A 25506-nucleotide genomic window follows, 5' to 3' on the forward strand; every position below is an offset into this window, starting at 1 on the left:
CATGACATTCCACACCCTCAACGAACTGATCGCTGATGGTGTCCGCGGGCGGTACGTTCTGGTCAGAAGTGACCTGAACGTGCCGCTCGACGGCTCTACAGTGACTGACGACGGCCGCATCAAGGCCTCCCTGCCAGTGCTGGCGAAGCTCACGGACGCCGGTGCCCGCGTGCTGGTCACAGCACACCTGGGCCGCCCCAAGGGCGCCCCGGAGGAGAAGTACTCGCTCAAGCCCGCGGCCGCCCGGCTGGCCGAGCTCGCCGGTTTCAAGGTCTCGCTTGCCGGCGACACCGTCGGCGAGTCGGCCAAGGAACTGTCCGCCGCGCTGCTGGACGGCGAAGCGCTGGTCCTGGAGAACGTGCGCTTCGACGCGCGCGAGACCTCCAAGGCCGACGCCGAACGCGGCGCCTTCGCGGACGAGCTCGTCGCTCTCACCGGCGACAACGGCGCCTTCGTCGATGATGCCTTCGGTGCCGTGCACCGCAAGCACGCCAGCGTGTACGACGTCGCGACGCGGCTGCCGTCCTACCAGGGCGACCTGGTCCGCACGGAGGTCGAGGTGCTGCGCAAGCTCACCACCGACACCCAGCGGCCCTACGTCGTGGTCCTCGGCGGTTCCAAGGTCTCCGATAAGCTCGCTGTCATCGACAACCTCCTGGGTAAGGCGGACACGATCCTGGTGGGCGGCGGCATGCTGTTCACGTTCCTCGCCGCCGCGGGCCACAAGGTCGCGGCCAGCCTGCTCGAAGAAGACCAGATCCCGGTGGTCCAGGACTACCTGAAGCGGGCCGCGGACGCCGGTACCGAGTTCGTCGTGCCCACCGACGTTGTGGTGGCGGCCAAGTTCGCGGCCGACGCCGAGCACGAGACCGTCGCAGCTGACGCCATCGAGTCGAGCAGCTTCGGGCCCCAGGGCATTGGGCTGGACATCGGGCCGGTATCGGCAGCGGCTTTCGCGGAACGGATCAAGGGCGCCAAGACGGTGTTCTGGAACGGTCCCATGGGCGTGTTCGAATTCGCGGCCTTCGCCGCTGGTACCCGGGCCATCGCCCAGGCGCTGACGGAGACGGACGCGTTCACGGTGGTTGGCGGCGGCGACTCCGCGGCTGCGGTCCGGACCCTCGGCTTCGCCGATGACCAGTTCGGCCACATTTCCACCGGCGGCGGCGCCAGCCTGGAGTACCTTGAAGGCAAGGAACTCCCCGGCCTGAGCGTCCTGGACCGTTAGAAGCACAGGTCGTTAGAAGCGCCGGCCGTTAGAAGCACAGGCAGTTAGCAGCAGCGGCCGCCAGTAGCAGCAGCGGCCGCCAGGCCATCGAGCCGGCAGGGTGCCCTCCGCAAGGAACCGGGTACCCTGCCGGCTGCTCTCATACAACAAGAACTTTTGGAGATCACGTGACCACGTCAACCAACGGTAAATTCGACCGCAAGCCCTTCATCGCCGGGAACTGGAAGATGAACATGGACCACGTCCAGGGCATCACCCTCCTGCAGAAGCTCGCGTGGACCCTGTCCGACGCCAAGCACGACTACAGCCGGGTGGAGGTCGCCGTCTTCCCGCCGTTCACGGGTCTCCGCGGCGTGCAGACTCTGGTCCAGGGCGACGAGCTCGCCGTCGTCTATGGCGGCCAGAACCTCTCCCAGTTCGACTCCGGCGCCTACACGGGCGATATCTCCGGGCAGTTCCTGGCCAAGCTCGGCTGCACTTACGCACTGGTTGGCCACAGCGAACGCCGCACCATCCACAACGAGTCCGACACCGTGCTCAACGCCAAGACCCAGGCCGCCTTCCGGCACGGCGTCACCCCCGTCCTCTGCGTCGGCGAAGGCCTCGAGATCCGGCAGGCCGGCACCCACGTGGACCACACGCTCGCCCAGCTCCGCGCCGGAGTCGAAGGCCTCACCCCGGAGCAGGCTGCCGAGCTCGTTGTCGCCTACGAGCCCGTCTGGGCCATCGGCACCGGCGAAGTTGCCGGCCCGGAAGACGCGCAGGAAATGTGTGCTGCCATCCGTGCGGAACTGTCCACCCTCTTCGGAGCCGACGTCGCTGCCAAGACCCGCCTGCTCTACGGCGGCTCGGTCAAGGCCAACAACGCCGCCTCGATCCTGAAGGAACGCGACGTCGACGGCTTGCTGGTCGGCGGTGCCAGCCTGGACGCTGCCGAGTTTGCTAATATTGTCAGGTTCGAGAGTCACCTGTTGACGGATTAGTCCGGACACAGCCTGACCCCCGTAATCCAATTCTTCTGAAAGGCCGTCGTGGACGTTCTTCATGTCATTCTGCAGGTCCTCCTGGGCATCACCAGCCTCCTGCTGACGTTGCTCATCCTGCTCCATAAGGGACGCGGAGGCGGCCTGTCCGACATGTTCGGCGGCGGCATGAGCTCGGGGCTGAGTTCCTCCGGTGTTGCCGAGCGGAACCTCAACCGGTTCACGGTCATCCTGGGCATCACCTGGGCGGTCGTGATCATCGCCCTCGGCCTGCTCATGCGGTTCAGCACGGGCGCCGATTCGTAGGACGCCCGTCCGAAAAACTCCACAAGGGGTCCTTAAGGCCCTCCCGGCATCGGGAACTCCCAACCTAGACTGGCGTCTTGCACACGTCCGCCAGCCAAGTAGCCAGGAGTTCCCGATGCTGCATTCTGCTTCCGGATTCAAAGGAATCCGTGTGGGCGCCACCGAAGGGGCAACTCCCCGCCATGAGCCACTGAACGGGGCCGGCGTACGCCAGCCCCGTATTCGTGTCTCCTTCCGGTGCGCCAAGGGCCATGAAACCACGCTTGTTTTCGCGCAACTGCCGGAGGAGCAGATCCCGGGAGTCTGGGACTGCCGGCGCTGCGGCGGGACCGCAACCCGCGACGAAACCAAGTTTGCGCTCGAGGATGCGCCGATGGAGGGCTTCAAGACCCACCTGGAATACGTTAAAGAACGGCGCTCCAGCCAGGACGCCGAAGACGTGCTAGCTGGAGCGCTGGAACGGCTACGCGCCCGACGGTCCCTTCCGGACTAGCTGTTCCGGGACCCGCGACGCCGCGTTCTCGTCAATCAGCCACAGGGTTTGCCGGCGGCCGCGCGGGCCAGCCGCGGGAACCTGCACGGGATTGGCGCCGGCCAGCGCCAGCCCCACGGCGCCGGCCTTGTCGTCACCGGCCACCACCATCCACACCTCTAATGCCGTATTGATCGCCGGCAACGTCAGGGACACCCGCGCCAGCGGCGGCTTGGGGGAGTTGTGGACCCCGACGACGGTCAACTCCTTCTCCCGGATACCAGCATGTTCAGGGAACAGCGACGCGACGTGCGCGTCCGGCCCCACGCCGAGGAGGACGATGTCCAGGCGGGGGAGCCGCGCCGGATTTTCCGGCCTGTCATCGGACATGTCCGCGGCGTGTTCGGCGGCCGCAGCCTCAGCGAGGCGGCGCGCATAGTCCGCTGCAGCTTCATCCGGGCTGTCGAAGTCATCGGTGGAACCAGGCACGTGGACGCGCGCCGGATCAACATTGATGTGGGCCAAGAGAGCGTCATGGGCCTGGCGGGCGTTGCGTTCGGCGTCGTCGGACGCTACGAAGCGCTCGTCACCCCACCAGAAGTTCACCTTTGACCAGTCGACGGCCGGCGCCGCCGGCGATTCAGCGACTGCCTTGAGCGAGCCGATGCCCATTGTGCCCCCGGTAAGCACCACCGTGGCCTCGCCGTGCCGGTCCTGGATATCCACGAGCTTGGTGATAAGGCGGGCTGCGATCGCAGCCATCAGGACGGTCGAGTCAGGATGGATGCTTACTCTCGGGTCAGCGCTCACTGGGACGGACACTCCTTAGATTGGTACGTGGGAGTCCCATAGTAATCACTTCGCCGAAGACTTCGTCCGGATCCAGGCGGCGTAGTTCTTCGGCCAGACAGTCCTTGAGGCTGCGACGGGGCAGTGAGATCCGCTGCGCCGGCTGGCCGGGCTGCGTCAGTTCCGCAATGGTGAGCCCGGGCCGGAAGAGCTGGATGTCGCCGCCAGGCCGGGTCAGCCGGACGCGGCGGATCCCGGTGCCGGCCGGATCCGCCACGATCGTGACGGGAACGTCCAGGGCCAGGGTGAGCCAGGCCGCGAGCAGCACCGTGCTGGGGGAGTCCGAGGCACCCTCGACGGCGACGGCCGTCACCGGCGAGTCGTCCACCTGGTCCAGGACCGCGGCCAGCTGGATGCGCCAGTTGGTCAGGCGGGTCCAGGCGAGGTCCGTGTCGCCGGCCTTGTAGGTGCGGCGGATGTTTTCCAGCGCCGCGACCGGGTCTGATTCGTTGGCCGAATCGGTGATCCGGCGGTGCGCGATGCTCCCGACCGAAGTCTGGCACGCATTCCTGGGGGCGCCATGCGGCCACCAGGCCACGATCGGTGCGTCCGGGAGCAGCAGGGCCGCCACAAGGGATTCGCTTTCCTCGGCGAGTTCGCCGTAGCCGCGCAGCAGGATGACCTCGGAAGCCCCGGCGTCGCCGCCGACGCGGATCTGGGCGTCCAGCCGGGTCGGGGCCGAGGCCCCGGCGTCGGCGAGGACGATGATCCGGCACGGGTGTTCCCGGCTGGCCTCGTTGGCGGCCTCAATGGCCTCCTCCTCGAGCCCGGAGCGGGTGACCACCACAAGGGTCAGCACCCGGCCCAGGGCAATCACGCCGCCCTGCTCGCGCAGGGCCATGATCTTCTTGGAAATCTTGGAGGTGGTGGTGTCGGGAAGATCTACGATCATGGCCTTCTCCAGGTTCGTCCGTCGCGGGCAAGGAGCTCGTCGGCGGAGGCGGGGCCCCAGCTGCCGGGAGCATAGGGCTGGGGCTGTTCGTCGAGGCCGGCCCAGTATTCCTCGAACGGGTCCAGGATCTTCCAGGACAGCTCAACTTCCTGGTGCCGGGGGAACAGCGGCGGCTCTCCCAGGAGCACATCCAGGATCAGGCGTTCGTAGGCTTCGGGACTGGACTCGGTGAAGGAGTGGCCGTAGCCGAAGTCCATGGTGACATCGCGGACCTCCATCTGGGTGCCCGGGACCTTGGACCCGAACCGGATCGTGGCGCCTTCATCGGGCTGGACCCGGATTACTACGGCGTTCTGGCCGAAGTCGTCCTCGCCGTGGTCGGTGAAGAGCAGGTTCGGCGCGCGCTTGAACACGACGGCGATCTCCGTCACCCGGCGGCCGAGCCGCTTCCCCGCGCGCAGGTAGAACGGCGCTCCGGACCAGCGCCGGGTGTTGATGTCCACCCGGATCGCGGCGAACGTCTCGGTCTTGGAATCGGCCGGGATGCCCTCTTCCTCCAGGTACCCCAGGACTTTCTCGCCGCCCTGCCAGCCGCCGGTGAACTGCCCGCGGGCGGAGTGGGTGGAGAGGTCATCGGGGAGCCGGACGGCGGCGAGGACCTTTTCCTTCTCGGCCCGCAGGTCGTCGGCGTTGAAGGAGATCGGCTCCTCCATGGCCGTCAGCGCCAGGAGCTGGAGCAGGTGGTTCTGGATGACGTCGCGAGCCGCGCCCACGCCGTCGTAGTAGCCTGCCCGGCCGCCGGTGCCGATGTCCTCGGCCATGGTGATCTGGACGTGGTCCACATAGTTGGCGTTCCAGAGCGGCTCGAAGAGCTGGTTCGCGAAACGCAGTGCCAGGATATTCTGCACCGTCTCCTTGCCCAGATAGTGGTCGATCCGGAAGACAGCGTCCGGCGGGAACACCGATTCGACGATGTCGTTCAGCTGCCGGGCCGACTCGAGGTCGTGCCCGAACGGCTTTTCAATAACGACGCGGCGCCAGTTATCGCCCGATGCCTGGGCCAACCCGTGCTTGGAGAGCTGGCGGCAGACCTGCTCGAACGCCTTCGGGGGAATCGAGAGGTAGAACGCGTGGTTGCCCCGCGTCCCACGGTGTTCGTCGAGCTCATCGATCGTCTCGCCGAGCCGCTTGAACGCGTCGTCGTCGTCGAACTCGCCCTGCACGAAGCGGATGCCCTCGGAGAGCTGCTTCCAGACCGTCTCATCGAACGGCGTGCGCGCGTAGGCCTTGACCGACTTCAGGACCTCCGCGGCGAAGTCCTCGTTCTCCCACTGCCGGCGGGCAAAGCCCACCAGGGCAAAGCTCGGCGGCAACAGCCCGCGGTTGGCGAGGTCGTACACGGCCGGCATCAGCTTCTTGCGGGCGAGGTCACCGGTTACCCCGAACAGGACCAGCGACGACGGCCCGGCAATACGGTTTAGACGGCGGTCACGGGGGTCCCGGAGCGGATTGCGCCTCCGGCCGGCCGTGTTCCTGCCGCCGTTGTTGGTTTCTGGCATGGTTGCGTGGGTGCCTTAGCTTTCAGTGGTGGATGCTGCCTGGCCGGCAAGGGACGTGACGAGCTCCTGGAGCTGCTTCACACCCGCAGGGCGGTCGGTCAGGTGCAACCGGAGGACCGGGCGGCCGTGTTCGGACAGGACCTGGGCGTCGCCTGCGGCCTGCGCCGAGATCAGCTTGCCGAACGTGAAGGGCCGGTCCGGGATGGCGAGGTCCGTCGCGGAGGCGGCCGTGACCTGCAGGAAGACGCCGATTGCGGGGCCACCCTTGTGGAACTGGCCGGTGGAGTGCAGGAACCGGGGACCCCAGCCGAACGTGACCGGGCGCCCGGTGACAGCAGCCAGTTCGTCGCGGACACCTTCGAGGCTGGCGTAGGCGAGCCGGTCGAAATAGGCCTGGACGCTGAGGTAGCTGTCCGGGCCGAGTTCGGCGAGCAGGGCGCTGACGGCTTCTGCCGCCGTGGCGGCGCCGCCGAGCCATTCCCCGCCGCGGACCTCGATGGCGCCGTCGGTGAAGTTCGCCGGCGTCGGCTCGGGCTGAGCGTCCAGTAGGCCGCGTGCGGCGATCTTGGCTGCCTCGACGTCAGGCTGGTCGTACGGGTTGATGCCCAGCAGCCGGCCGGCCACGACGGTGGCGAACTCCCACACCATCATCTGGGTGGCCAGGCCGCCCGCAATGGCGACCTCGTTCTCGCCGAGCTCCACGTCGGCATCTGCCGCGACGAGCCGGACGACGAGGACATCGGGAGCGCCAAGGGTGGCCTCCGGGGAGGCAGGGCCCGCGACGACCGGCAGCACTCCGGTGCCGAGCTTGCCGGTGGATTCGGCGATGAGCTGTTCGGCCCAGTCGGCGAAGCCCACGATCCCGGACCCGTCCTCCGCGATGACGATCTTGTTGCGCAAAGGGTTGGTGCCGCCCAGGGCGGTGCCCAGGGCGAGGCCGATGTTGTCCTGCGAGTCTTCATTGAGGATCTCGGCTGCTTCCTCCGCTTCATCCAGGAACGCCTGGATGTCCACTCCGGCCAGCCCGGAGGGGACCAGACCGAAGGCGGTCAGGGCCGAGAAGCGGCCGCCGACGTTGGGGTCGGCGTTGAAGACGGCGCGGTAGCCGGCTTCCCTGGAGGCCTTGTCCAGCGGGGAACCCGGATCGGTGACGATGATGATGCGGCTCTTCGCGTCGATCCCGGCATCGGTGAATGCCTGCTCGAAGACCCGGCGCTGGGAATCGGTTTCCACGGTGGAGCCGGACTTGGACGAAACGACGATGGCCGTTTCGTCCAGCCGGTCCGCCAGCGCAGCACTGACCTGTTCGGGGTCGGTGCTGTCAAGAACAGTCAGCTCGACGCCAGCGGTGCCCGCGATGACTTCAGGCGCCAGCGAGGAGCCGCCCATGCCGCAAAGGACGATCCGCGTAACACCGTCGGCCTTCAGCGCCTCGCGGAGTGCCAGAATCCCGCTGACCAGCGGCTGGGAGACGGTAGCCGCCTCGACCCAGCCCAGCCGGACGGCGGCTTCCTGCTCTGCGTCCGGACCCCACAGGGTGTGGTCCTTCGCGAAGATCCGGGTGGCAATGCGGTCCTCCAGCAGTGCCGGGAGGTGCTGCTCATGGGCCTGGCGGGCTGCGCCGGTGGCGTCGTAGCTGAGTGTGCTCATGATGTTTTAGGAAGCCTTCCGTGCAGAGGCCAGGGCGCCGTCGACGTCACCCAGCAGTTCCTTCCAGCTGGCCACGAACTTGTCCAGGCCTTCGGATTCGAGCAGTGCAACGACTTCGTTGTAGGAAATCCCGAGGGCATCGAGGGAGTTCAGTGTGGCGTTGGCGTCGTCGTAGCCGCGGGTGACGGTGTCGCCCGTGACGGTGCCGTGGTCAAACGTGGCGTCGAGGGTCTTCTCCGGCATGGTGTTCACGACGCCGGGCGCGACGAGTTCCGTGACGTAGAGGGTGTCCGGGTAGGCCGGGTCCTTAACGCCGGTGGAGGCCCAGAGGGGGCGCTGCGGCAGGGCGCCGGCCTCGGCCAGGAGGGCCCAGCGCTCGGTGGAGAAGAGCTCCTCGTACACCTGGTAGGCCAGGCGGGCGTTGGCCAGGCCGGCCTTGCCCTTCAGTGCCTTGGCCTCGTCGGTGCCGATGGCGTTGAGGCGCTTGTCGATTTCGGCATCGACGCGGGAGACGAAGAAGGACGCGACCGAGTGGATCTTGGACAGGTCGTGGCCGTTGTCCTTGGCCTGTTCGAGGCCGGACTGGAAGGCGTTGATCACGGCGCGGTAGCGTTCCAGCGAGAAGATCAGGGTCACGTTGACGCTGATGCCCTCGGCCAGGGTGGCCGTGATGGCCTCAAGGCCTTCAAGGGTTGCCGGGATCTTGATCAGGACGTTGTCCTTGTTGACCTTCTTGTACAGGTGCTTCGCTTCGGCGATGGTGCCGGCCGTGTCCCAGGCCAGGCGGGGGTCCACCTCGATGGACACGCGGCCGTCGACACCCTTGGTGGCCGCGGCGACGGGAGCGAACAGGTCGCAGGCGTCGGCCACGTCGGTGGTGGTGATTTCGAAGACGGTCTCTTCAACGGTGGCGCCGGCGGCGGCCTGGGCGGCGATGACGGCGTCATAGTCCGTGCCGGCGGTGATGGCGGCGTGGAAGATGGACGGGTTGGTGGTGACGCCAACGACGTTCTTCTCTTCGATGAGCTTGCGCAGGGTGCCTGTGTCCAGGCGGCCGCGGGAGAGGTCATCGAGCCAGATCGAGACGCCGGCGTCGGAGAGCTGCTGTGTGGGGGTAGTCATTTCATAACTCCTGGAAATCATGGTTCCGGGGGCACAACGTCCCCCGGAACCGTGGTGGTGGATCAGTTGGTGAGGCTGGCCAGGGATTCCTTGGCGGCGGCGGCGACTGCTTCTGCGGTGATGCCGAATTCCTGGAAGAGCCGCTTGTAGTCCGCGGACGCGCCGAAGTGTTCCAGGGAGACGGAACGGCCGGCGTCGCCGACGAATTCCTTCCAGCCCAGGGCCAGTCCGGCCTCGACCGAGACGCGCGCCTTCACGGCGGGGGGCAGCACGGCGTCGCGGTAGGCGGCGTCCTGCTTGTTGAACCACTCCACGCAGGGCATCGAGACCACACGGGTGGGGATGCCCTCGGCCTGCAGGGCTTCGCGGGCGTTGACGGCCAGCTGGACCTCGGAGCCGGTGCCGATCAGGATGACCTGCGCTTCGACGGTGTTGCCGTCCTTGGATGCCTCGGCCAGGACGTAGCCGCCCTTTTCGACGCCGGCAGTGGAGCCGAAGGTGTCGCCGTCGGCCTGGCCGGTGCCGCGGGCCCAGGTGGGGATGTTCTGCCGGGTCAGGACGATCCCGGCGGGGTTTTCGTGGTTTTCCAGCATGGCCTTCCAGGCCGCAGCGACCTCGTTCGCGTCTCCCGGGCGGACGACGTCCAGACCGGGGATGGCCCGCAGGGACGCGAGCTGCTCGACGGGCTGGTGCGTGGGGCCGTCCTCGCCCAGGCCGATCGAGTCGTGCGTCCAGACGTAGAGCGAGGGCACGCCCATGAGGGCACCGAGCCGGATCGCGGGGCGCTGGTAGTCGGAGAAGATCAGGAACGTGCCGGAGAACGCCCGGGTCCGCCCGTGCAGGGAGATGCCGTTCACGATCGAGGCGGCGGCGTGCTCGCGGATGCCGAAGTGAAGCACCCGGCCGTAGGGGTTGCCCTTCCACGCGGCGGTGGACCGGGATGTGGGGATGAACGAGGGCGAGCCTTCGATCGTGGTGTTGTTCGACTCCGCGAGGTCGGCGGAGCCGCCCCAGAGTTCGGGCATGACCGGGCCGATCGCGTTCAGGACCTTGCCGGACGCGGCCCGGGTGGAGACGTCCTTGCCGGCTTCGAAGACCGGCAGGGCGGCCTCGAACTCGCCCGGGAGTTTCTTGGCCTCGACGCGTTCGAGCAGGGCCGCGGCCTCGGGGTTGGCCCCCTGCCACGCCTCGAACGAGGCCTGCCACTCGGTGCGGGCCGCGGCGCCGCGGTCCTGGACGGCGCGGGCGTGGGCCAGGACGTCCTCGTCGACCTGGAAGGCGCGTTCCGGGTCGAAGCCCAGGACCTTCTTCAGCGCGGCGACTTCCTCCGCGCCCAGGGCCGAGCCGTGGATCTTGCCGGTGTTCTGCTTCTTCGGTGCCGGGTACCCGATGATGGTCCGCAGCGAGATGATCGAGGGCTTGCCGGTTTCGGCCTTCGCGGCCAGCAGCGCGGCGTGCAGCTCGGCGACGTCCTCCTTGTATTCGCCGGTCCGGGTCCAGTCGACCCGCTGGGTGTGCCAGCCGTAGGCCCCGTAGCGGGCCAGGACGTCCTCGGTGAACGCCACGTCGGTGTCGTCCTCGATCGAGATGTGGTTCTCGTCGTAAATCACCACGAGGTTGCCCAGCTCCTGGTGCCCGGCGAGGGAAGAGGCCTCGGAGGTCACGCCTTCCTGCAGGTCCCCGTCGGAGGCGATCACCCAGATGGTGTGGTCGAACGGGCTCGTGCCGGCGGGAGCGTCGGCATCGAAAAGACCGCGCATGCGGCGCTGGGAATACGCGAAGCCGACCGCGGACGCCAGGCCCTGGCCCAGCGGGCCGGTGGTGATCTCCACACCCTTGGTGTGCTTGTATTCCGGGTGGCCCGGAGTCAGCGAGCCCCAGGTCCGCAGCGCCTCCAGGTCCTTCAGCTCCAGCCCGTAGCCGGAGAGGAACAGCTGGATGTACAGGGTCAGGGACGTGTGCCCGGGGGACAGGACGAACCGGTCACGGCCCAGCCAGTCCGGGTTCGCCGGATCGTGGCGCATCAGCTTCTGGAACAACAGGTACGCGGCCGGAGCCAGACTCATTGCCGTCCCCGGGTGGCCGTTCCCGACCTTCTCCACCGCATCCGCGGCCAGCACCCGGACGGTGTCCACGGCGCGCTGGTCCAAGGTGGTCCATGACAGTTCTTGCTCTTCCAAATGTGGCACGAAAACCGGGCCCCTCTCTGTGCTGACAGCCGGCGGTACGCTCTATTTCCCGCCCCGGGCACAGTTCGGTGCCCGCTGCGGTTCGTACCAGCCGTTCACCATCGAAACGTTGATCTATCATTCAGACGCAGATGCAGAGCCGCCTGTTCCGGCAATTGCCTTATGCGTGCCCGTGTGCGCTGATCTAAGGACAGCCTAGTCCCATTCCACTTTGTGGTCAGCGTATATCTCACCAATTGGACGGGATTTCGCCTATATGAATCACCGTCCGCCGCTGCGCCGGTGAGGACGCGTTTACACGCCGGAATCATGGGCGCGCCCCGGCGGCTCTGTTGCCCGGAGCTCCACGGTATGATTGGTGGTGGCCTTCGACTGGGGCAAAGACACGGGCGCGCGCCGAGCGTGGCTCCCGCTCTGCAGCCAAGCGTGTTGCGAAATCCACCCGGGGCTGCCCAGCCAGACAGAACTGCACAGCCAGACAGAACAGAGTGACTGCCACCGTGAGCACAACTAATACGCCGCTGAACGCCTCCCCGGTCTCGGGAAGAACGGGCTTCGGCCGCAAAGCCAAGGCCTACCTGGCGCTCACGAAACCCCGCGTCATCGAGCTTCTGCTCGTCAGTACGCTGCCCACCATGATCTATGCCGAACGGGGCTTCCCGTCGATCGGCCTGATTCTGGCGACGCTTGTGGGAGGGGCATTCGCGGCAGGCTCCGCTGGGGCCTTCAACTGTTACATCGACCGCGACATCGACAAGCTCATGCACCGCACGGAGAATCGGCCGCTGGTCACCGGGGAGGTCACTCCCCGGGAAGCGCTGATCTTCTCCTGGCTGCTGGGCGCTGCGGCGATCGCCATCCTCTGGTTCGGGGCCAACCCGCTCGCCGCGTGGCTGGGACTGGGCGCCATCGTCTTCTACGTGGTCATCTACACCATGATCCTCAAGCGACGCACGGCCCAGAACATTGTCTGGGGCGGTGCCGCCGGGTGTTTCCCGGTACTGATTGCCTGGGCAGCCGTCACCAACACGGTCGAGTGGCCCGCCGTCGTGCTGTTCATGGTGATCTTCCTCTGGACACCGCCGCACTACTGGCCGCTGTCGATGCGCTACGGCGAGGACTACCGCAACGCCAACGTGCCCATGCTGGGCGCAATCGCCGGCGCAAAAGTGGTCTCGGTGCAGGTGGTCCTCTACGCGTGGGCCATGGTGGCGTGTTCGCTGCTGATGATCCCCGCCGGCGGCGCCGGCTGGGTCTACACCGTGACCGCCGTCGCGGCCGGTGCCTGGTTCCTGTACGAATCGCACGCCCTGTACAACCGCGCCCAGGCAGGCGACGTGTCCAACAAGGGAGCCATGAAGGTCTTCCACGGCTCCATCAGCTACCTGACGCTGCTCTTCATTGCCCTGGCCGTCGACCCGTTCGTCGGCTCGGCCATCATGGGCGGCTAGGGCGTCCCTGATTGTCTATCCGACGCTCCCTCACCAGTGGTGGGGGAGCGTCAGCCGTATCAGCGCGATGGTCCGTTCGGCCAGGGGATATCCTGACGAACCGACCTGTCAACCCAGGCAACACCGGAACAGGCAGGGCCGGCCAGCAACATGACCCCAGGGGAGCCAGTGATCAACCGCAGCGATGTACTGAAGGCAGAGAGCCGCATTAGCGGCTACGTGCGGCGCACGCCTTTGCTCCGCGGGGGGACGGCTGCAGCCCCTCTCTGGTTAAAATGCGAGTTCCTGCAGCACACCGGTGTTTTCAAGGCCCGCGGCGCGTTCAACCGGCTCCTCGCTGCCCGGGAGCGCGGGGAACTTGACCCCGGGGTCGGGGTGGTGGCGGCGTCGGGCGGCAACGCGGGCCTGGCCAATGCCTATGCCGCGGCGGCGCTCGGCGTTCCGGCAACAGTGTTCGTGCCGGAGAACGCCCCGCGCGTGAAAGTGCAGCGCCTTCTCGGGTACAACGCGACGGTCCGGCAGGTCGGCGCCGAGTACGCGGAGGCTTTCGCCGCGGCCATGGAATATGTGGAAGAAACCGGCGCCCTGTTCTGCCATGCGTTCGACCAACTCGAAATCGCGGCCGGTGCGGGCACCGTCGCCGAAGAGATCCTCCAGGACGAGCCCAGCATCGACACGATCGTGGTCGCCGTCGGCGGCGGAGGCCTGTACGCGGGAGTCGCGGCGGCGGCCGAAGGGCGGGCACGCGTCGTCGCGGTTGAACCTTTCAACATCCCCACCCTGCACGCCGCCCTGGCCGCCGGCCACCCGGTCGATGTGGCCGTTTCAGGAGTCGCCGCGGATTCCCTGGGTGCCCGGCGGGTGGGCGAGATCGCCTTCAACATTGCCTCGCTCGTCCCTCCGACCTCCGTCCTGGTGGACGATGCCGCCATCGTCGCCGCCCGGTCGCAGTTGTGGAACGACTACCGGATCCCTGCCGAATACGGCGCGGCGGCGGCGCTTGCCGCTCTCACCTCAGGGGCGTACACGCCCGGCGAAGGGGAACGCGTGGCGGTGATCGTCTGTGGGGCGAACACCGATGTTTTCACGCTGGAGGACCATCCCGACGCCGTCACAGCTGGCGAACCTGCCTAGTCCGCGGACTTCTCCCGGCTCGGCCTCGTTGAAGCCTGCCGGGAAACGGGGCCGCTGCCGGCCTCCCGCTGGTCCCCGCCCCGATGCTCGCGCTGGTCCCGCTGGTCCCGCTGGTCCGCGGCGGAGTAACGCCGGTCGAAGCGTTCCCGCGCGATCCTTCCCAGCCTTTCGACGGTGTGCCAACTGGCCACCGCGATGAGCAGCGTCAACGCGATGGCCGACACCGCGACGAGCGGCGGCAGATCGGCCGTCGAGCCGCCATTGAGCCACAGTATGACGGGGTAGTTCCACAGGTACGCGGCGTAGGACACGGTGCCCAGCATCTGCGCCGGGCGCGTCCATTTCGGCATCCCTGCTACGCGCGAGGCGGCCAGGGCGACCAAAACGGCTGAGGCAGCCATAGCAAGCGGGCCGCCAATGAGGATGAAGACCGGCGTCTCGTTCGCCTTGGGGAAGAACATCAGCGAGGCCAGGACGGCGACGGAGCCAAGCAGCGCCGCACACCTGAGACGGCGGCCGGCGAACAAGCTGAACACATGGACCCTGTAAAGCCGCAGGGCCGCTCCGACGATCAGGCCCAGGCCCCACGTCGTAGGCAGTGCGTAGACCAGTGCGTGGAGTTGCGGGGCCAGGGCCGCCATCGCCAGCACGCTTGCGGACATGAGCAAAAGGGCGACGGCGGCAGAGAAGCCAATCAGCCGGCCCTGTCGGTGGCGCCGCAGGGCGAGCACCAGCAGCGCCGGCCAGATCAGGTAGAACTGTTCCTCTACTGCCAGGGTCCAGAGCGGTCCGATAGCCATGCTGACGTCGAAAGGCAGGGGCAGGTCCTTGAGGTAGCCAAGGCCGGCAAGGACGGTGTAGCCAACGATTCCCTTGGTTCGGTCCCCAAGGAAGTCGGTGGCCAATTCGACGATCGCGTACACGCCCAAGAGGGAGACGAGTGCCGGCACCAGCCGGAAGGCCCTGTGGGCATAGAAACGGCCGTAGCGAATTTTTCGGTGCCGTTCAATGTCCCGGACGAGCACATTGGTGATCAAGTACCCGCTCAGCACGAAGAAGGCAATGACGCCAACAATGCCGGCGCCTTGAAATATGGCAGGCCAGGAATGTCCCAGCAGGACGGCGCCTACTGCAGCACCGCGTAGCACGTCCAGGCCGTCAAGCCGTGGGCGCGGTGCAGTTTGTTGGGCCGCCTTGGCGGGCCTTTCGCCGACTAGTATCGCCACTTATCCTCCGGTGCCTCTATCTGGCCAGTTCCTATTCCAGTTGCATTAAGGCAAAACCGAGCCGTCCTACTTTCCATGAATGCGATTGCGGCGCCACTCTTGCGCCGTCTCAAAGTATCCCCGACTGGGCTGGACGAAACCTGACCCCGGCCGCCAAGCGGACCGCCAACCAGACCCGCGGATCCGCGGCCGGCGTACCGGCGATCGGCTGCCCTTCCAGGCAGTAGGGCGAAGGGATACAAGTTCCAGTATTCCCAAAGTTCCCCCCGCCCGACAAGTGACCGGCCAGTAACTATTAGTCGAATAGTGGGAGAAATTGTGCCTTCTGGACTCCGCGGGGGCTTCCTCCGGGCCCGGCAGGGGTGACCCAGGCCGGGCTCGTGTTCCTGCCCTCGGCAGCCTTCAGCGTCATCGGAAACATCGTCAGCGGAACGCTTTCGAAATGCTTCGGGCCACGGGTCCCGGCCGTTCTCGGATTTCTGTCGATGGTTGCCAGTGTGCGGTCCGGGCAGGCGGGCACCGCGAGTGCGGTCTTCAACACCTTCCGCCAGGTCGGCGGGGCTGTGGCCATAGCCGTGTTCGGTGCCCTGATCGCCGATCGGGGCACTTTTGTTCGCGGCATGCAGATCAGCTTCACCATCGCGGCCTCACTCCCCTTCCTGGCGGCCATGGCACGCCTGTTACTCCGCCCGCCGGCAGCTTCTGCCGTGTGATCAGAGGTTGTGGGCCAGCAGTTCGAGGCCGATCACCAGAAGGCTCAGCACAACCTCGGCGAACATGATGGCGGCCTTGTGATGGAGCGGGATTTCGAGGCGCCGGATCGCGAGGAATCCGACGACGCCCAGAGAGACAACGAGCACCACAACCGCCCACCCGAGAGCGGCCGCCGTCGTCAGTAGCCCAAAGCCTGCCGCCGCCAGCAGAAGCAGCGGGGTCACTAGGACGCCGAGACCGTCCGCGCTGACCGCCATCATATGGTGCAGTTCTTCACCGGTGGGGAGCTTGGAATGGACAGTCAGGTGGCTGAGGAGGTCGGCGACGAAAATCCCCAGCAGGGACCCGATCACCACGATGCTGAGGGTGGCCGCCGCGGCTGCGGGCGTGGTCTCGTCCGCGTGGCTCCGAAGCGCCAGCACCACTGCCAGGCTCGTGAAGATGATGTAGACGCGCTCTTTGAGGCTCGCCGCGCGTTGGCGGGCTGAGGGTGACGGGGGCACGGTCGGTTCTGTCGCTTGCATCAGGGAAGGCCTTCCGGTCTGCGTCACGGGAACGAACACCAAAAGCCCACCGCCGCGACGATCCATGTCCATGCCATCCCATAGTCCACCCGGAAATCCCGTCAAGGCCAGCCCCCGTGACGTGCTACAGGTACAGACGTTCGTTGCCGCGGCGCCCGGACCCGCGCGCAGACAACAAACGCGGGGTCACTTGCGGCCCATTCCGACGCTCCGGATGGGCGGTAAGTGACCCCGCGTTGTTTTGATCAGCGGTGCTGCGGCTGGCTAGTCCACCGGGCTGCAGCGGGCGAGGTCCGCGGCGTTGGTGGCCGCGCTCATCAGCAGGGCCGCCGCCAGCATGTGCGCGCCGACGAGCAGCGCCGGGATGCCGTTGTAGTACTGCGTGAAGCCGATGACGGCCTGAAGCACTGTGACGCCCAGGAGCATGAACACCGCCGAGCGGAACGGGCCCTGGATCCGGCCGCGGACCACGAGGAACACCGCGAACAGCGCCCCGGCGGTCACCAGGTAGGCGGGCACAGCATGGATGTGCGCGAACAGGTCCCAGTCGAGATCGTTGCGCGGGGCGTTCGCGTCGCCGGCGTGCGGGCCGGCGCCGGTCACCACCACGCCGAGGCAGACGGCGACGGCAGAGAGAAGCGCGACGGCGGTCATCACCGGACGCGCAGCGCCCGGCAGGGCGGGAAGTTGCACGGTCCTGGCTTTGCCGGTCCGGCCGTAGGCCCGGTTCACCAACAGGGTCGCGAGGACCACGAGCGCCATGGAAACGAGGAAGTGCAGGCCCACAACCCACGGGTTCAGCTGGGTCAGGACCGTGATGCCGCCGATGACGGCCTGGGCCGGGATGCTCGCGAGCAGGCCGAGGGCCAGCAGGAAGAGGTCCCGGCGTTCCTTGCGGAGGTTCCAGAGGTAGACGAGCATCATCACAGCGACGGCTGCCAGCGCGAACGTCAGGAGCCGGTTACCGAACTCAATGATTCCGTGGAACCCCATTTCCGGCGTGGTCGCCAGGGATCCTTCCGTGCAGCGCGGCCAGGTGGGGCAGCCGAGGCCCGAGGCGGTCAGCCGCACGGCGCCGCCGGTCACTACCAGCACGATCTGGCCGATCAGGGACAACACAGCCAGCCGCCTGATCGTCTTGTCTACGCTGACTGGCAGCCGGGAGGTGATTCCGGAGACGATCCGGGGAGTGCGTGACGCCGTGCTCACAGTTTTCTCAATTCCACTTGAACCAACGGGTTGCTGCGCCACCGGCGATCGCCGTCCAGAGCAGCAGGACAAGCACGGCGGCACCATTGACGCTGCCGTGCAGGAAGGCATCCCTTAGCGCCTGGCCCAGCGCGCCGGAGGGGAGGAAATGCACGATGGCCTGCGCCAGCGCGGGGAGCCGTTCGGCCGGGATGACGATTCCGCCGAGCGCGCCGAGGAGGATCCAGAGCAGGTTGGTGATGGCCAGGGTCGCTTCCGGCCGGACTGTCCCGGCGACCAGGAGCCCGAGTGCGGTGAAGGCTGCGGCCCCGAGCACCAGGATGGCGAGGCCGGGCAGCCAGCCGGCGGGGTTGGGCTGCCAACCCAGCATGAGGGCCGCCGCTGTCACGATGAGCACCTGCAGGAACAGGACGGCCAGGACGGCCAGGACCTTCCCCGCAATCAGTCCGGTGCGGCCCAGGGGAGTGGTGGAAAGAAAGCGCAGGACCCCGTAACGGCGGTCGAAGCCGGTGGCGATGCCCTGCCCGGTGAAAGCGGTGGACATGGCGCACAGGGCCAGGATGCCAGGCACAGCGACGTTGATGCGGCTCGAACCGAGTCCGTCCAGCAGCGGCGTCACGGTCAGGCCGACCATCGCCAGCAGCGGCAGCACGATCGCGAGGATCAGCTGCTCGCCGTTTCTGACCATGGTGACGGTTTCGTACTGCCCCTGCAGCAGGATGCGGCGCACCAAGGAAGCGGGGGCGCTGCCATGCGCGGTACGGGGCGCGCTGGCGCGGTGTGCGCTTTCCAGCGGGGCGCCACCTGTTACGCGGGTCATCGGATCTCCCTTCCGGAGATGTCCAAAAAGACGTCCTCGAGGCTGCGGGCTTCAAGGCTCAGGGAGCTGGGCATGATCCCGCGCGCGGCCCACCATGCGGTGATCGCGGCGAGGTCGGCGGGGGTCAGTGCGCCGGTCGCGGCGTAACTGCCGGCCCGCGCCTCGGTGACGTCGACGCCGTCAGGCAGCACGCCGGTGAAGTCCAGTCCGGGTTCGGTTTCGAACAGAAGGGTGCGGATGTGCTGCGCCGGGTCGCCGGCGGGCAGCTGGTGCCGCAGGAGCTCGGCGACAGTGCCCTCGGCCACGTTACGGCCGGCGTCGATGATGTAGACGTAGTCCGCGAGGCGTTGGGCGTCGTCCATCAGGTGTGTCGTCAGGATGATGCCCATGCCGCTGTTCCGCAGCTCGGAGATGAGGTCGAAGACCATTTGGCGGGACTGCGGGTCCAGGCCGGCGCTCGGCTCGTCGAGGAAAAGCACCTCCGGATTGCCCACCAACGCCGCGGCGAGGGCGAGGCGCTGTTTTTGGCCGCCGGACAGGCGCCGCACATTGGTGCGGCTGAAGGTGTCGATCCCCAGTCGTCCAATGAGCTCATCTACCGGCCACGGGTCCTGGTACATGCCGGCGATGTGCCGGAGCAGGGGGATGGGCCGGGCGGACGGCGGCAGGCCGCCGTCCTGCAGCATGACCCCCACGCGGGCGCGGAGTCCAGCGCCGGCCGAATCCGGGTCCTGGCCCAGTAGGCTGATGGTGCCGGCAGTGCGCTTCTGGAGCCCCTGGGCGCATTCGATGGTGGTGGTCTTGCCGGCGCCGTTGGCACCGAGCAGGGCCGTGACCTGGCCGCGTTCGGCCATGAGGGAAAGGCCGCTGACCACGCGCAGCATCTTGCCGTCGAGGGTGGGCAGTGGACCAACATCCTTGACAAGCCCGTTGATGGTCAGAACGGGGGATTCGGGAGATCGCACCACAGCATTCTACGCGATGTAGTACGTCGGCTTCCCGGAGGGGGCCCCGCAGGCAAGCCATGCCTTACTGGAATGCCGGAGTAAATTACGACATGATTGTGTTGTGTATTCCATGAGTTCCTCTGCGTCCGCAGCCCCGTCAGCGCGCGGCGCCACGCGCGTCGGGTCCGCCTGGGCGCACGTGGCGGCCGTACCCGACGTCGTTCCCGCGGCCGCCGGCACCCACACCCACGACGCGGAAGAGCGCACGCGTGACCGCGTCCTGAACGCGGTGCTGGAGCATGGACCCATTAGCGCCACCGAACTCGGCGACCTCCTGGGCTTCACCCCCGCTGCCGTGCGCCGCCACCTCGACCACCTCGCGCGCAGCGGAGTGATCGAGGTCAAGCGGGTTGCCCGAGCCGGAGCCGGCGCCGGCCGGCCCGCCCGCCGCTACGTCCTGAGCTCCCAGGGCCAGTCGACCCTGGGCAACGACTACCTCGACATCGCCTCCGTCGCACTACGGCGCCTCAGCGAGGCCGCCGGCCCCGAGGCGGTGCGGGAGTTCGCCGTCGAGCGGTTCGCCGATATGGAGCGCCGCTACGCACCCGAGATCGAGCAGGCCGGACCGGACATCACGGCCCGCGCCCAGGCTCTCTCCGAGGCGCTGAGCCGAGACGGTTTCGTGGCCTCGGCGCAGTCACTTGTGGCCAAAGCGCCGTTGCCGGCCGCGCTCTCCAGCGTCCAGCTCTGCCAAGGGCACTGCCCCATCCAGCACCTGGCTGCCCAGTTCCCCGTGTTCTGCGACGTGGAGACGGAAATGTTTGCCCGGCTGGTCGGCGTCGATGTGCGCCGGCTATCCACCCTGGCGCGCGGCGGCCACGTCTGCACCACCCACATACCTACGGGCCGTCCGGCCGCCGTCGGGACTCCCGGTCCCGCAGCCCCGGTCAACCCGGACGAAGTATCCAACCATCTCCAAGAAAGGCCGTGATGACGGACCAACTATCAGAGAAAAAGGTTGCTGACTCTACTGTGATTTCGGAGATTCTGGAAAAGAATCCCGAGCTCCACGGAATCGGCACGTATGAGTACGGCTGGGCCGACAAGAACGACGTCGGCGCCAACGCCCGCCGCGGCATCAATGAAGACGTTGTTCGCGACATTTCGGCCAAGAAGAGCGAACCGGAATGGATGCTCGACCTCCGCCTCAAGGGCCTGAAGTACTTCGACCGCAAGCCCATGCCCACCTGGGGCGCGGACCTGTCCGGCATCGATTTCGACAACATCAAGTACTTCGTGCGCTCCACCGAGAAACAGGCCGCAACCTGGGAAGACCTCCCCGAGGACATCCGGAACACGTACGAGAAGCTGGGCATCCCGGAAGCCGAGCGCAGCCGCCTCGTCTCCGGCGTCGCCGCCCAGTACGAGTCTGAGGTTGTCTACCACCAGATCCGCGAGGACCTGGAACAGCAGGGCGTCATCTTCCTGGACACGGACACCGCGCTGCGCGAACACCCGGAGATCTTCCAGGAATACTTCGGCACCATCATCCCGGTGGGCGACAACAAATTTGCCTCGCTGAACACGGCTGTCTGGTCCGGCGGTTCGTTCGTGTACGTGCCCAAGGGCGTCCACGTGGACATCCCGCTGCAGGCCTACTTCCGCATCAACACGGAAAACATGGGCCAGTTCGAGCGCACGCTGATCATCGCGGACGAAGACTCCTACGTCCACTACATCGAAGGCTGCACAGCGCCGATCTACACCTCGGACTCGCTGCACTCCGCCGTCGTGGAAATCATCGTGAAGAAGGGCGCCCGCGTCCGCTACACGACCATCCAGAACTGGTCCACGAACGTGTACAACCTGGTCACGAAGCGCGCCATCTGCGAAGAGGGCGCCACGATGGAGTGGATCGATGGCAACATCGGCTCCAAGGTCACCATGAAGTACCCGGCCGTCTACCTCGTGGGCGAAGGCGCCAAGGGCGAGACCCTGTCCATCGCGTTCGCCGGCGAAGGCCAGCACCAGGACACCGGTTCCAAGATGGTCCATATCGCGCCCAACACCAAGAGCTCGATCGTCTCCAAGTCCGTGGCCCGCGGCGGCGGCCGTGCCGCCTACCGCGGCCTGGTCCAGGTCCGCGAAGGCGCCAAGCACTCGGCCAACACGGTCCGCTGTGACGCACTGCTGGTGGACACCATCAGCCGGTCGGACACGTACCCGTACATCGATATCCGCGAGGACGACGTCACCATGGGCCACGAGGCCACGGTCTCGCGCGTCAGTGAAGAGCAGCTGTTCTACCTGATGTCCCGCGGCATGCGCGAAGACGAGGCCATGGCGATGATCGTCCGCGGCTTCATCGAGCCGATTGCCCGCGAACTGCCGATGGAATACGCCCTCGAGCTGAACCGACTGATTGAACTGCAGATGGAAGGATCGGTCGGTTAATGACTGACATCACTACTGAAAAGGCCCGCGTCGGCGCGCCCTCAGCCCAGCCGTTCATCAACGGTTTCACCGAGGAGGGCGAAAGCCTTTCACCGCTGAACGCGGCCGAGTCCAAGTCGCCGCTGGCCGGCGAAGCCGTCAAGCGCCACTCGCACGGCGGCGGCGTCGGTGTTCCGGACAGCTCACGCGCCGGCCGCCTGACCTCCTACAAGCTGGCGGACTTCAAGCCGCTGACCGGCATGGAAGAGGACTGGCGGTTCACCCCGCTCAAGCGCCTCCGCGGCCTGCACACCGAGGTCCTCAACGGTGCCGCGCCGTCCGTGAGCGTCACGGCTCCGGACAGCGTCAGGGTCGAGACGGTCGGCCGCGACGACCGCCGGATCGGTTCCGCCGCCATCCCGGAGGACCGCGTCTCCGCGAACGCCTGGGAGAACTTCGCCGAGGCCACCGTCATCACGGTCCCGTCCGAGGTCCAGGTGGACGGGGAGGTCAGCGTACTGCTGACCGGCCAGGGCACCGAGGCTTCCGCGCAGCACATCGTGATCGTTGCGGAGAAGTTCTCCAAGTCCGTCGTCGTCCTGGACCACCAGGGCACCGCCGTCGTCTCGGAAAACGTCGAAATCCTCGTGGAGGACGGCGCGCAGCTGACCGTCATCTCGCTCCAGGAATGGAACGACGACGCCGTGCACGCCTCCTCCCAGCAGGTCAAGCTCGGCCGCGACGCCAAGTTCAAGCACATCGTCGTCAGCCTCGGCGGCGACCTTGTGCGCGTCACGCCCTCGGCACGCTTCACTGCACCGGGCGCCGAAGTGGAACTGTTCGGCCTGTACTTCGCCGACGCCGGCCAGCACCTCGAGCAGCGCCTGTTCGTGGACCACGCGGTGGCCAACTGCAAGTCCAACGTCCTGTACAAGGGCGCCCTGCAGGGCCGCAACGCACACACCGTGTGGGTGGGTGACGTTCTGATCCGCAAGGAAGCAGAAGGCACCGACACTTACGAGGCCAACCGCAACCTGGTCCTGACCGACGGTGCCCGCGCCGATTCCGTGCCGAACCTTGAGATCGAGACCGGCCTGATCGCCGGCGCCGGCCACGCCAGCGCCACCGGTCGATTCGATGACCAGCACCTGTTCTACCTGATGGCCCGTGGCATCCCGGAAGACGTGGCCCGCCGCCTGGTGGTCCGCGGATTCCTGAACGAGATCATCCAGAAGATCCACGTGCCGGCCATCGAAGAGCGCCTCACGGAAGCCGTCGAGCGCGAGCTTGCGGCAACGGACAACTAGTGCGCAGCACTAGAGAACACGGAATAGATCAATGACTGAACAGCCAAAGGGCGAGCTAGTCTGCAACGCCAGCGAGATCCAACTCAAGCAGGCGCTGCGGATCCTGATCGACGACTACCCCGTAGCGATCGTGAAGGACTCGATGGGGGAGATCCACGCCATCGGCGACACGTGCTCGCACGCGGATATCTCCCTCTCCGAAGGAGAAGTCGAAGGCTGCAAGATCGAGTGCTGGGGCCACGGTTCCCAGTTCGACCTGCGCAGCGGCGAGCCGCTGCAGCTGCCAGCCTATGATCCTGTTCCAGTGTTTGCCGTGACCGTCCTGGATGACGAGGTCTACGTGGACTTCACCAACGTCCTGAACGGCGCCGAGGCTCCAAACTTCAGCTAGCTGCCTGCAGCCGGCAACTCGCACAAGAAAACTTATCGCCAAGAAACGCACGGTGCCGGAGGGCACGGTGCAGAGGAGAACAAGACATATGTCGACTCTTGAGATCAAGGACCTGCACGTCAGCATTGACACCGAGCAGGGCACGAAGGAAATCCTGAAGGGCGTCAGCCTGACCATCAGGACCGGCGAGACGCACGCCATCATGGGCCCGAACGGTTCCGGCAAGTCCACGCTGGCGTCCACCATTGCCGGGCACCCGCGCTACAACGTCACCTCCGGCACCATCACCCTCGACGGTGAGGACGTCCTCGCGATGAGCGTCGACGAGCGCGCCCGCGCCGGGATGTTCCTTGCCATGCAGTACCCCGTCGAGGTCCCGGGTGTGAGCATGACTAACTTCCTGCGCACCGCCAAGACCGCGATCGACGGCGAAGCGCCGAAGCTGCGGACCTGGACCAAGGACGTCAAGGCGGCCATGGCGCAGCTGCGCATCGACGCCGACTTCACCCAGCGCAACGTCAACGAAGGCTTCTCCGGCGGCGAAAAGAAGCGCGTCGAGATCCTCCAGCTGGAGCTCTTCAAGCCGAAGTTCGCCATCCTCGACGAGACCGACTCCGGCCTCGACGTCGACGCGCTCAAGGTTGTCTCCGAGGGCGTCAACCGCGCGCACGGCGAAGGCAACATGGGCACCCTGCTCATCACGCACTACACCCGGATCCTGCGCTACATCAAGCCGGACTTCGTGCACGTGTTCGTCGATGGCCAGGTTGTGGAAGAGGGCGGCCCGGAGCTCGCCGACCGCCTCGAAGAAGAAGGCTATGACCGCTACGCCACCGGCGCAGGGGCAGCCACGATCGCTGCCGCCTCGGCTGCAGCCCAGGCGTAGTTAGGACTCCGCGATGACCGAACTCAATGTGGCCCGCACGGGCCTCGAGGATGTCGAAGAGGCGCTCAAGGATGTGATCGACCCGGAACTCGGGGTCAACATCGTTGACCTGGGCCTGCTGTACGGTCTGAAGTACTCAGACGACGACGGCGCCCTGCTGATCGATATGACGCTCACCACCGCCGCCTGCCCGCTCACCGATGTCATCGAGGAGCAGGTCGGCAAGGCCCTGGACGGGGTCGTCGATGAATGGCGGCTCAACTGGGTGTGGATGCCGCCGTGGGGTCCGGAACGGATCACCGAGGACGGGCGCGACCAGATGCGCGCCCTGGGCTTCAACATCTAAGCTCCTTACGCATAGCTACGCACGGACGGGCCGGCACGGCCCGGGATGCGAACGACGACGGCGGCCCCACCTCACCGAGGCGGGGCCGCCGTCGTCTTGCCTTCTGGCATTCCCTGATGGCGGTTCCCTTAACAGCGTGGCGGTGGTCTGATAAAGACAGCAAGTCCACGCGGCCACAAGCAGCAGATCCGGCACACTGTCGAACAGGAGGCGCACCGGAATGGATGCCACCGCAGCCACTGCAGCATCGCGGCCCTCCGGCGCGGGCGGGGACTTCGTCGTTGTTGAGGACAGCGGCGAATTCTCCTACTACCGCTCCAAGGAAGCCCTCCTCGCCGACTTTGAATATGTCGGCGAGGCCAGGTGCATCATTGACCGCAGCACCACCACGTTCAGGCTCGAGCTGGACGAGCACCGCCATCTGCGGATGGGACCGCCCCTGGGGTCCGTGGAATTCCATTGGCTGCGCCAGGCTCTGGCCGACGCCCGCGACGTGCATCCGGAGGTTCACCGGCTCCAACGCGCCGAATCGGCCGGGCTCGCCGGGTTGGTGGCCGGACTGTTCGAGACCCTGCAGCTGGAACGCGGAACGGATGCTGAGTTGGGGCTATGGAGCCTGGACATCGATGGGCTTGCGACGCGGCGCAATGCGCTGGCCGACGTCGACCGCCTCCTGGCCGGGAATCAGCAACTGGACACGGTCCGGGTGACCGATCCGTTCGGGCACGAGTACCGTCCGGTGTGGCATCCGAAGCACCGGCACCTGGGCCACGCCGGATTTCTGAACTACGTCGAAGTCCCGGTCCAGCGCTGGCCGCGACGCGGATGAGGCCACGCCGTTGACCTATGGCTTCGGGACTACCGGCGT

At 66.8% G+C, this 25506-nt stretch carries 25 protein-coding genes; 14 read left to right on the forward strand and 11 right to left on the reverse strand.

The annotated features are described in order from the left end of the window. The first annotated feature begins 1 nt into the window (after position 1). From AC1DEM_RS04375 to AC1DEM_RS04390, 4 genes are all read left to right on the forward strand, one after another. Positions 2 to 1228: a phosphoglycerate kinase gene (locus AC1DEM_RS04375; protein WP_476883298.1), complete on the forward strand. Its 1227-nt coding sequence runs from the start codon at positions 2 to 4 to the stop codon at positions 1226 to 1228. Between the two features lie 167 nt (positions 1229 to 1395). Further along, positions 1396 to 2211, forward strand: a complete 816-nt coding sequence (tpiA, locus tag AC1DEM_RS04380; protein WP_476883299.1) for a triose-phosphate isomerase — start codon at positions 1396 to 1398, stop codon at positions 2209 to 2211. Between the two features lie 48 nt (positions 2212 to 2259). Next, entirely contained in the window at positions 2260 to 2517 is a 258-nt protein-coding gene (gene secG / locus AC1DEM_RS04385; RefSeq protein WP_377986810.1) for a preprotein translocase subunit SecG, read from the forward strand. A 151-nt stretch (positions 2518 to 2668) separates the two neighbouring features. Beyond that, positions 2669 to 3010 carry an RNA polymerase-binding protein RbpA gene (locus AC1DEM_RS04390; RefSeq protein ID WP_476883300.1) on the forward strand — a complete coding sequence of 114 codons (342 nt, stop codon included), beginning with the start codon at positions 2669 to 2671 and terminating at the stop codon, positions 3008 to 3010. Here AC1DEM_RS04390 and pgl read toward each other — a convergent pair. The 6 genes from pgl to tkt form a co-directional block, all read right to left on the reverse strand. Next, on the reverse strand, positions 2981 to 3799 hold the full coding sequence (pgl, locus tag AC1DEM_RS04395; RefSeq protein ID WP_476883301.1) for a 6-phosphogluconolactonase: 819 nt from the start codon (positions 3797 to 3799) through the stop codon (positions 2981 to 2983). The two genes, AC1DEM_RS04390 and pgl, sit on opposite strands and share 30 nt — an antisense overlap. Beyond that, complete coding sequence (locus tag AC1DEM_RS04400; protein WP_476883302.1) at positions 3789 to 4730, reverse strand: glucose-6-phosphate dehydrogenase assembly protein OpcA; 942 nt, start codon at positions 4728 to 4730, stop codon at positions 3789 to 3791. The genes pgl and AC1DEM_RS04400 overlap by 11 nt, the downstream gene beginning before the upstream one ends. Then, entirely contained in the window at positions 4727 to 6289 is a 1563-nt protein-coding gene (gene zwf / locus AC1DEM_RS04405; protein WP_476883303.1) for a glucose-6-phosphate dehydrogenase, read from the reverse strand. The genes AC1DEM_RS04400 and zwf overlap by 4 nt, the downstream gene beginning before the upstream one ends. 15 nt (positions 6290 to 6304) lie before the next feature. Further along, positions 6305 to 7939: a glucose-6-phosphate isomerase gene (locus AC1DEM_RS04410; RefSeq protein ID WP_476883304.1), complete on the reverse strand. Its 1635-nt coding sequence runs from the start codon at positions 7937 to 7939 to the stop codon at positions 6305 to 6307. A gap of 6 nt (positions 7940 to 7945) precedes the next feature. After that, entirely contained in the window at positions 7946 to 9061 is a 1116-nt protein-coding gene (gene tal, locus AC1DEM_RS04415; RefSeq protein ID WP_476883305.1) for a transaldolase, read from the reverse strand. Between the two features lie 62 nt (positions 9062 to 9123). Continuing rightward, the gene (tkt, locus tag AC1DEM_RS04420; RefSeq protein WP_476883435.1) at positions 9124 to 11241 is read right to left on the reverse strand and encodes a transketolase; all 2118 of its coding nucleotides are present in this window, start codon (positions 11239 to 11241) and stop codon (positions 9124 to 9126) included. Between the two features lie 497 nt (positions 11242 to 11738). On the opposite strand from tkt, the gene AC1DEM_RS04425 reads away from it, so the two are divergent. Continuing rightward, the gene (locus tag AC1DEM_RS04425) at positions 11739 to 12701 is read left to right on the forward strand and encodes a heme o synthase (protein ID WP_476883306.1); all 963 of its coding nucleotides are present in this window, start codon (positions 11739 to 11741) and stop codon (positions 12699 to 12701) included. A gap of 168 nt (positions 12702 to 12869) precedes the next feature. Next, a complete protein-coding gene (locus AC1DEM_RS04430; RefSeq protein WP_476883307.1) occupies positions 12870 to 13835 on the forward strand; it encodes a threonine/serine dehydratase in 966 nt (321 codons plus the stop codon). On the opposite strand, the gene AC1DEM_RS04435 is transcribed toward AC1DEM_RS04430, so the two are convergent. Beyond that, the gene (locus AC1DEM_RS04435) at positions 13832 to 15061 is read right to left on the reverse strand and encodes an acyltransferase family protein (RefSeq protein ID WP_476883308.1); all 1230 of its coding nucleotides are present in this window, start codon (positions 15059 to 15061) and stop codon (positions 13832 to 13834) included. The genes AC1DEM_RS04430 and AC1DEM_RS04435 overlap by 4 nt on opposite strands. A 485-nt stretch (positions 15062 to 15546) precedes the next feature. Between AC1DEM_RS04435 and AC1DEM_RS04440 the strand changes: the two genes are divergently transcribed. Beyond that, a complete protein-coding gene (locus AC1DEM_RS04440; RefSeq protein WP_476883309.1) occupies positions 15547 to 15774 on the forward strand; it encodes a hypothetical protein in 228 nt (75 codons plus the stop codon). Here the strand turns inward: AC1DEM_RS04440 and AC1DEM_RS04445 are convergent, their stop codons facing one another. The 4 genes from AC1DEM_RS04445 to AC1DEM_RS04460 all read right to left on the reverse strand — a co-directional run bounded on the left by AC1DEM_RS04445 (position 15775) and on the right by AC1DEM_RS04460 (position 19293). After that, on the reverse strand, positions 15775 to 16299 hold the full coding sequence (locus AC1DEM_RS04445; RefSeq protein WP_476883310.1) for a hypothetical protein: 525 nt from the start codon (positions 16297 to 16299) through the stop codon (positions 15775 to 15777). Between the two features lie 264 nt (positions 16300 to 16563). Then, positions 16564 to 17508 carry a COX15/CtaA family protein gene (locus AC1DEM_RS04450; protein WP_476883311.1) on the reverse strand — a complete coding sequence of 315 codons (945 nt, stop codon included), beginning with the start codon at positions 17506 to 17508 and terminating at the stop codon, positions 16564 to 16566. Between the two features lie 7 nt (positions 17509 to 17515). Beyond that, positions 17516 to 18328, reverse strand: a complete 813-nt coding sequence (locus AC1DEM_RS04455; protein ID WP_476883312.1) for an ABC transporter permease — start codon at positions 18326 to 18328, stop codon at positions 17516 to 17518. Continuing rightward, positions 18325 to 19293, reverse strand: coding sequence for an ABC transporter ATP-binding protein (locus tag AC1DEM_RS04460; protein ID WP_476883313.1), 969 nt, complete (start codon positions 19291 to 19293; stop codon positions 18325 to 18327). The genes AC1DEM_RS04455 and AC1DEM_RS04460 overlap by 4 nt, the downstream gene beginning before the upstream one ends. A 112-nt stretch (positions 19294 to 19405) precedes the next feature. Between AC1DEM_RS04460 and AC1DEM_RS04465 the strand changes: the two genes are divergently transcribed. The 7 genes from AC1DEM_RS04465 (at position 19406) to AC1DEM_RS04495 (ending at position 25467) form a co-directional block, all read left to right on the forward strand. Next, complete coding sequence (locus AC1DEM_RS04465) at positions 19406 to 20266, forward strand: helix-turn-helix transcriptional regulator (protein ID WP_476883314.1); 861 nt, start codon at positions 19406 to 19408, stop codon at positions 20264 to 20266. Then, complete coding sequence (gene sufB / locus AC1DEM_RS04470) at positions 20266 to 21729, forward strand: Fe-S cluster assembly protein SufB (RefSeq protein WP_476883315.1); 1464 nt, start codon at positions 20266 to 20268, stop codon at positions 21727 to 21729. Before AC1DEM_RS04465 ends, sufB begins: the two co-directional genes overlap by 1 nt. Further along, a complete protein-coding gene (gene sufD / locus AC1DEM_RS04475) occupies positions 21729 to 23015 on the forward strand; it encodes a Fe-S cluster assembly protein SufD (RefSeq protein ID WP_476883316.1) in 1287 nt (428 codons plus the stop codon). The genes sufB and sufD overlap by 1 nt, the downstream gene beginning before the upstream one ends. Positions 23016 to 23046: 31 nt before the next feature. Further along, positions 23047 to 23406 carry a non-heme iron oxygenase ferredoxin subunit gene (locus tag AC1DEM_RS04480; RefSeq protein WP_223917407.1) on the forward strand — a complete coding sequence of 120 codons (360 nt, stop codon included), beginning with the start codon at positions 23047 to 23049 and terminating at the stop codon, positions 23404 to 23406. Between the two features lie 88 nt (positions 23407 to 23494). Further along, positions 23495 to 24292 carry a Fe-S cluster assembly ATPase SufC gene (gene sufC / locus AC1DEM_RS04485; RefSeq protein WP_476883317.1) on the forward strand — a complete coding sequence of 266 codons (798 nt, stop codon included), beginning with the start codon at positions 23495 to 23497 and terminating at the stop codon, positions 24290 to 24292. Positions 24293 to 24305: 13 nt separating this feature from the next. Further along, positions 24306 to 24638, forward strand: a complete 333-nt coding sequence (locus tag AC1DEM_RS04490; protein WP_056434018.1) for a metal-sulfur cluster assembly factor — start codon at positions 24306 to 24308, stop codon at positions 24636 to 24638. A gap of 220 nt (positions 24639 to 24858) precedes the next feature. After that, on the forward strand, positions 24859 to 25467 hold the full coding sequence (locus tag AC1DEM_RS04495; RefSeq protein WP_476883318.1) for a hypothetical protein: 609 nt from the start codon (positions 24859 to 24861) through the stop codon (positions 25465 to 25467). Positions 25468 to 25506: the final 39 nt, after the last annotated feature.

The sequence above is a fragment of the Arthrobacter sp. 05T420 genome, assembly GCF_056396305.1.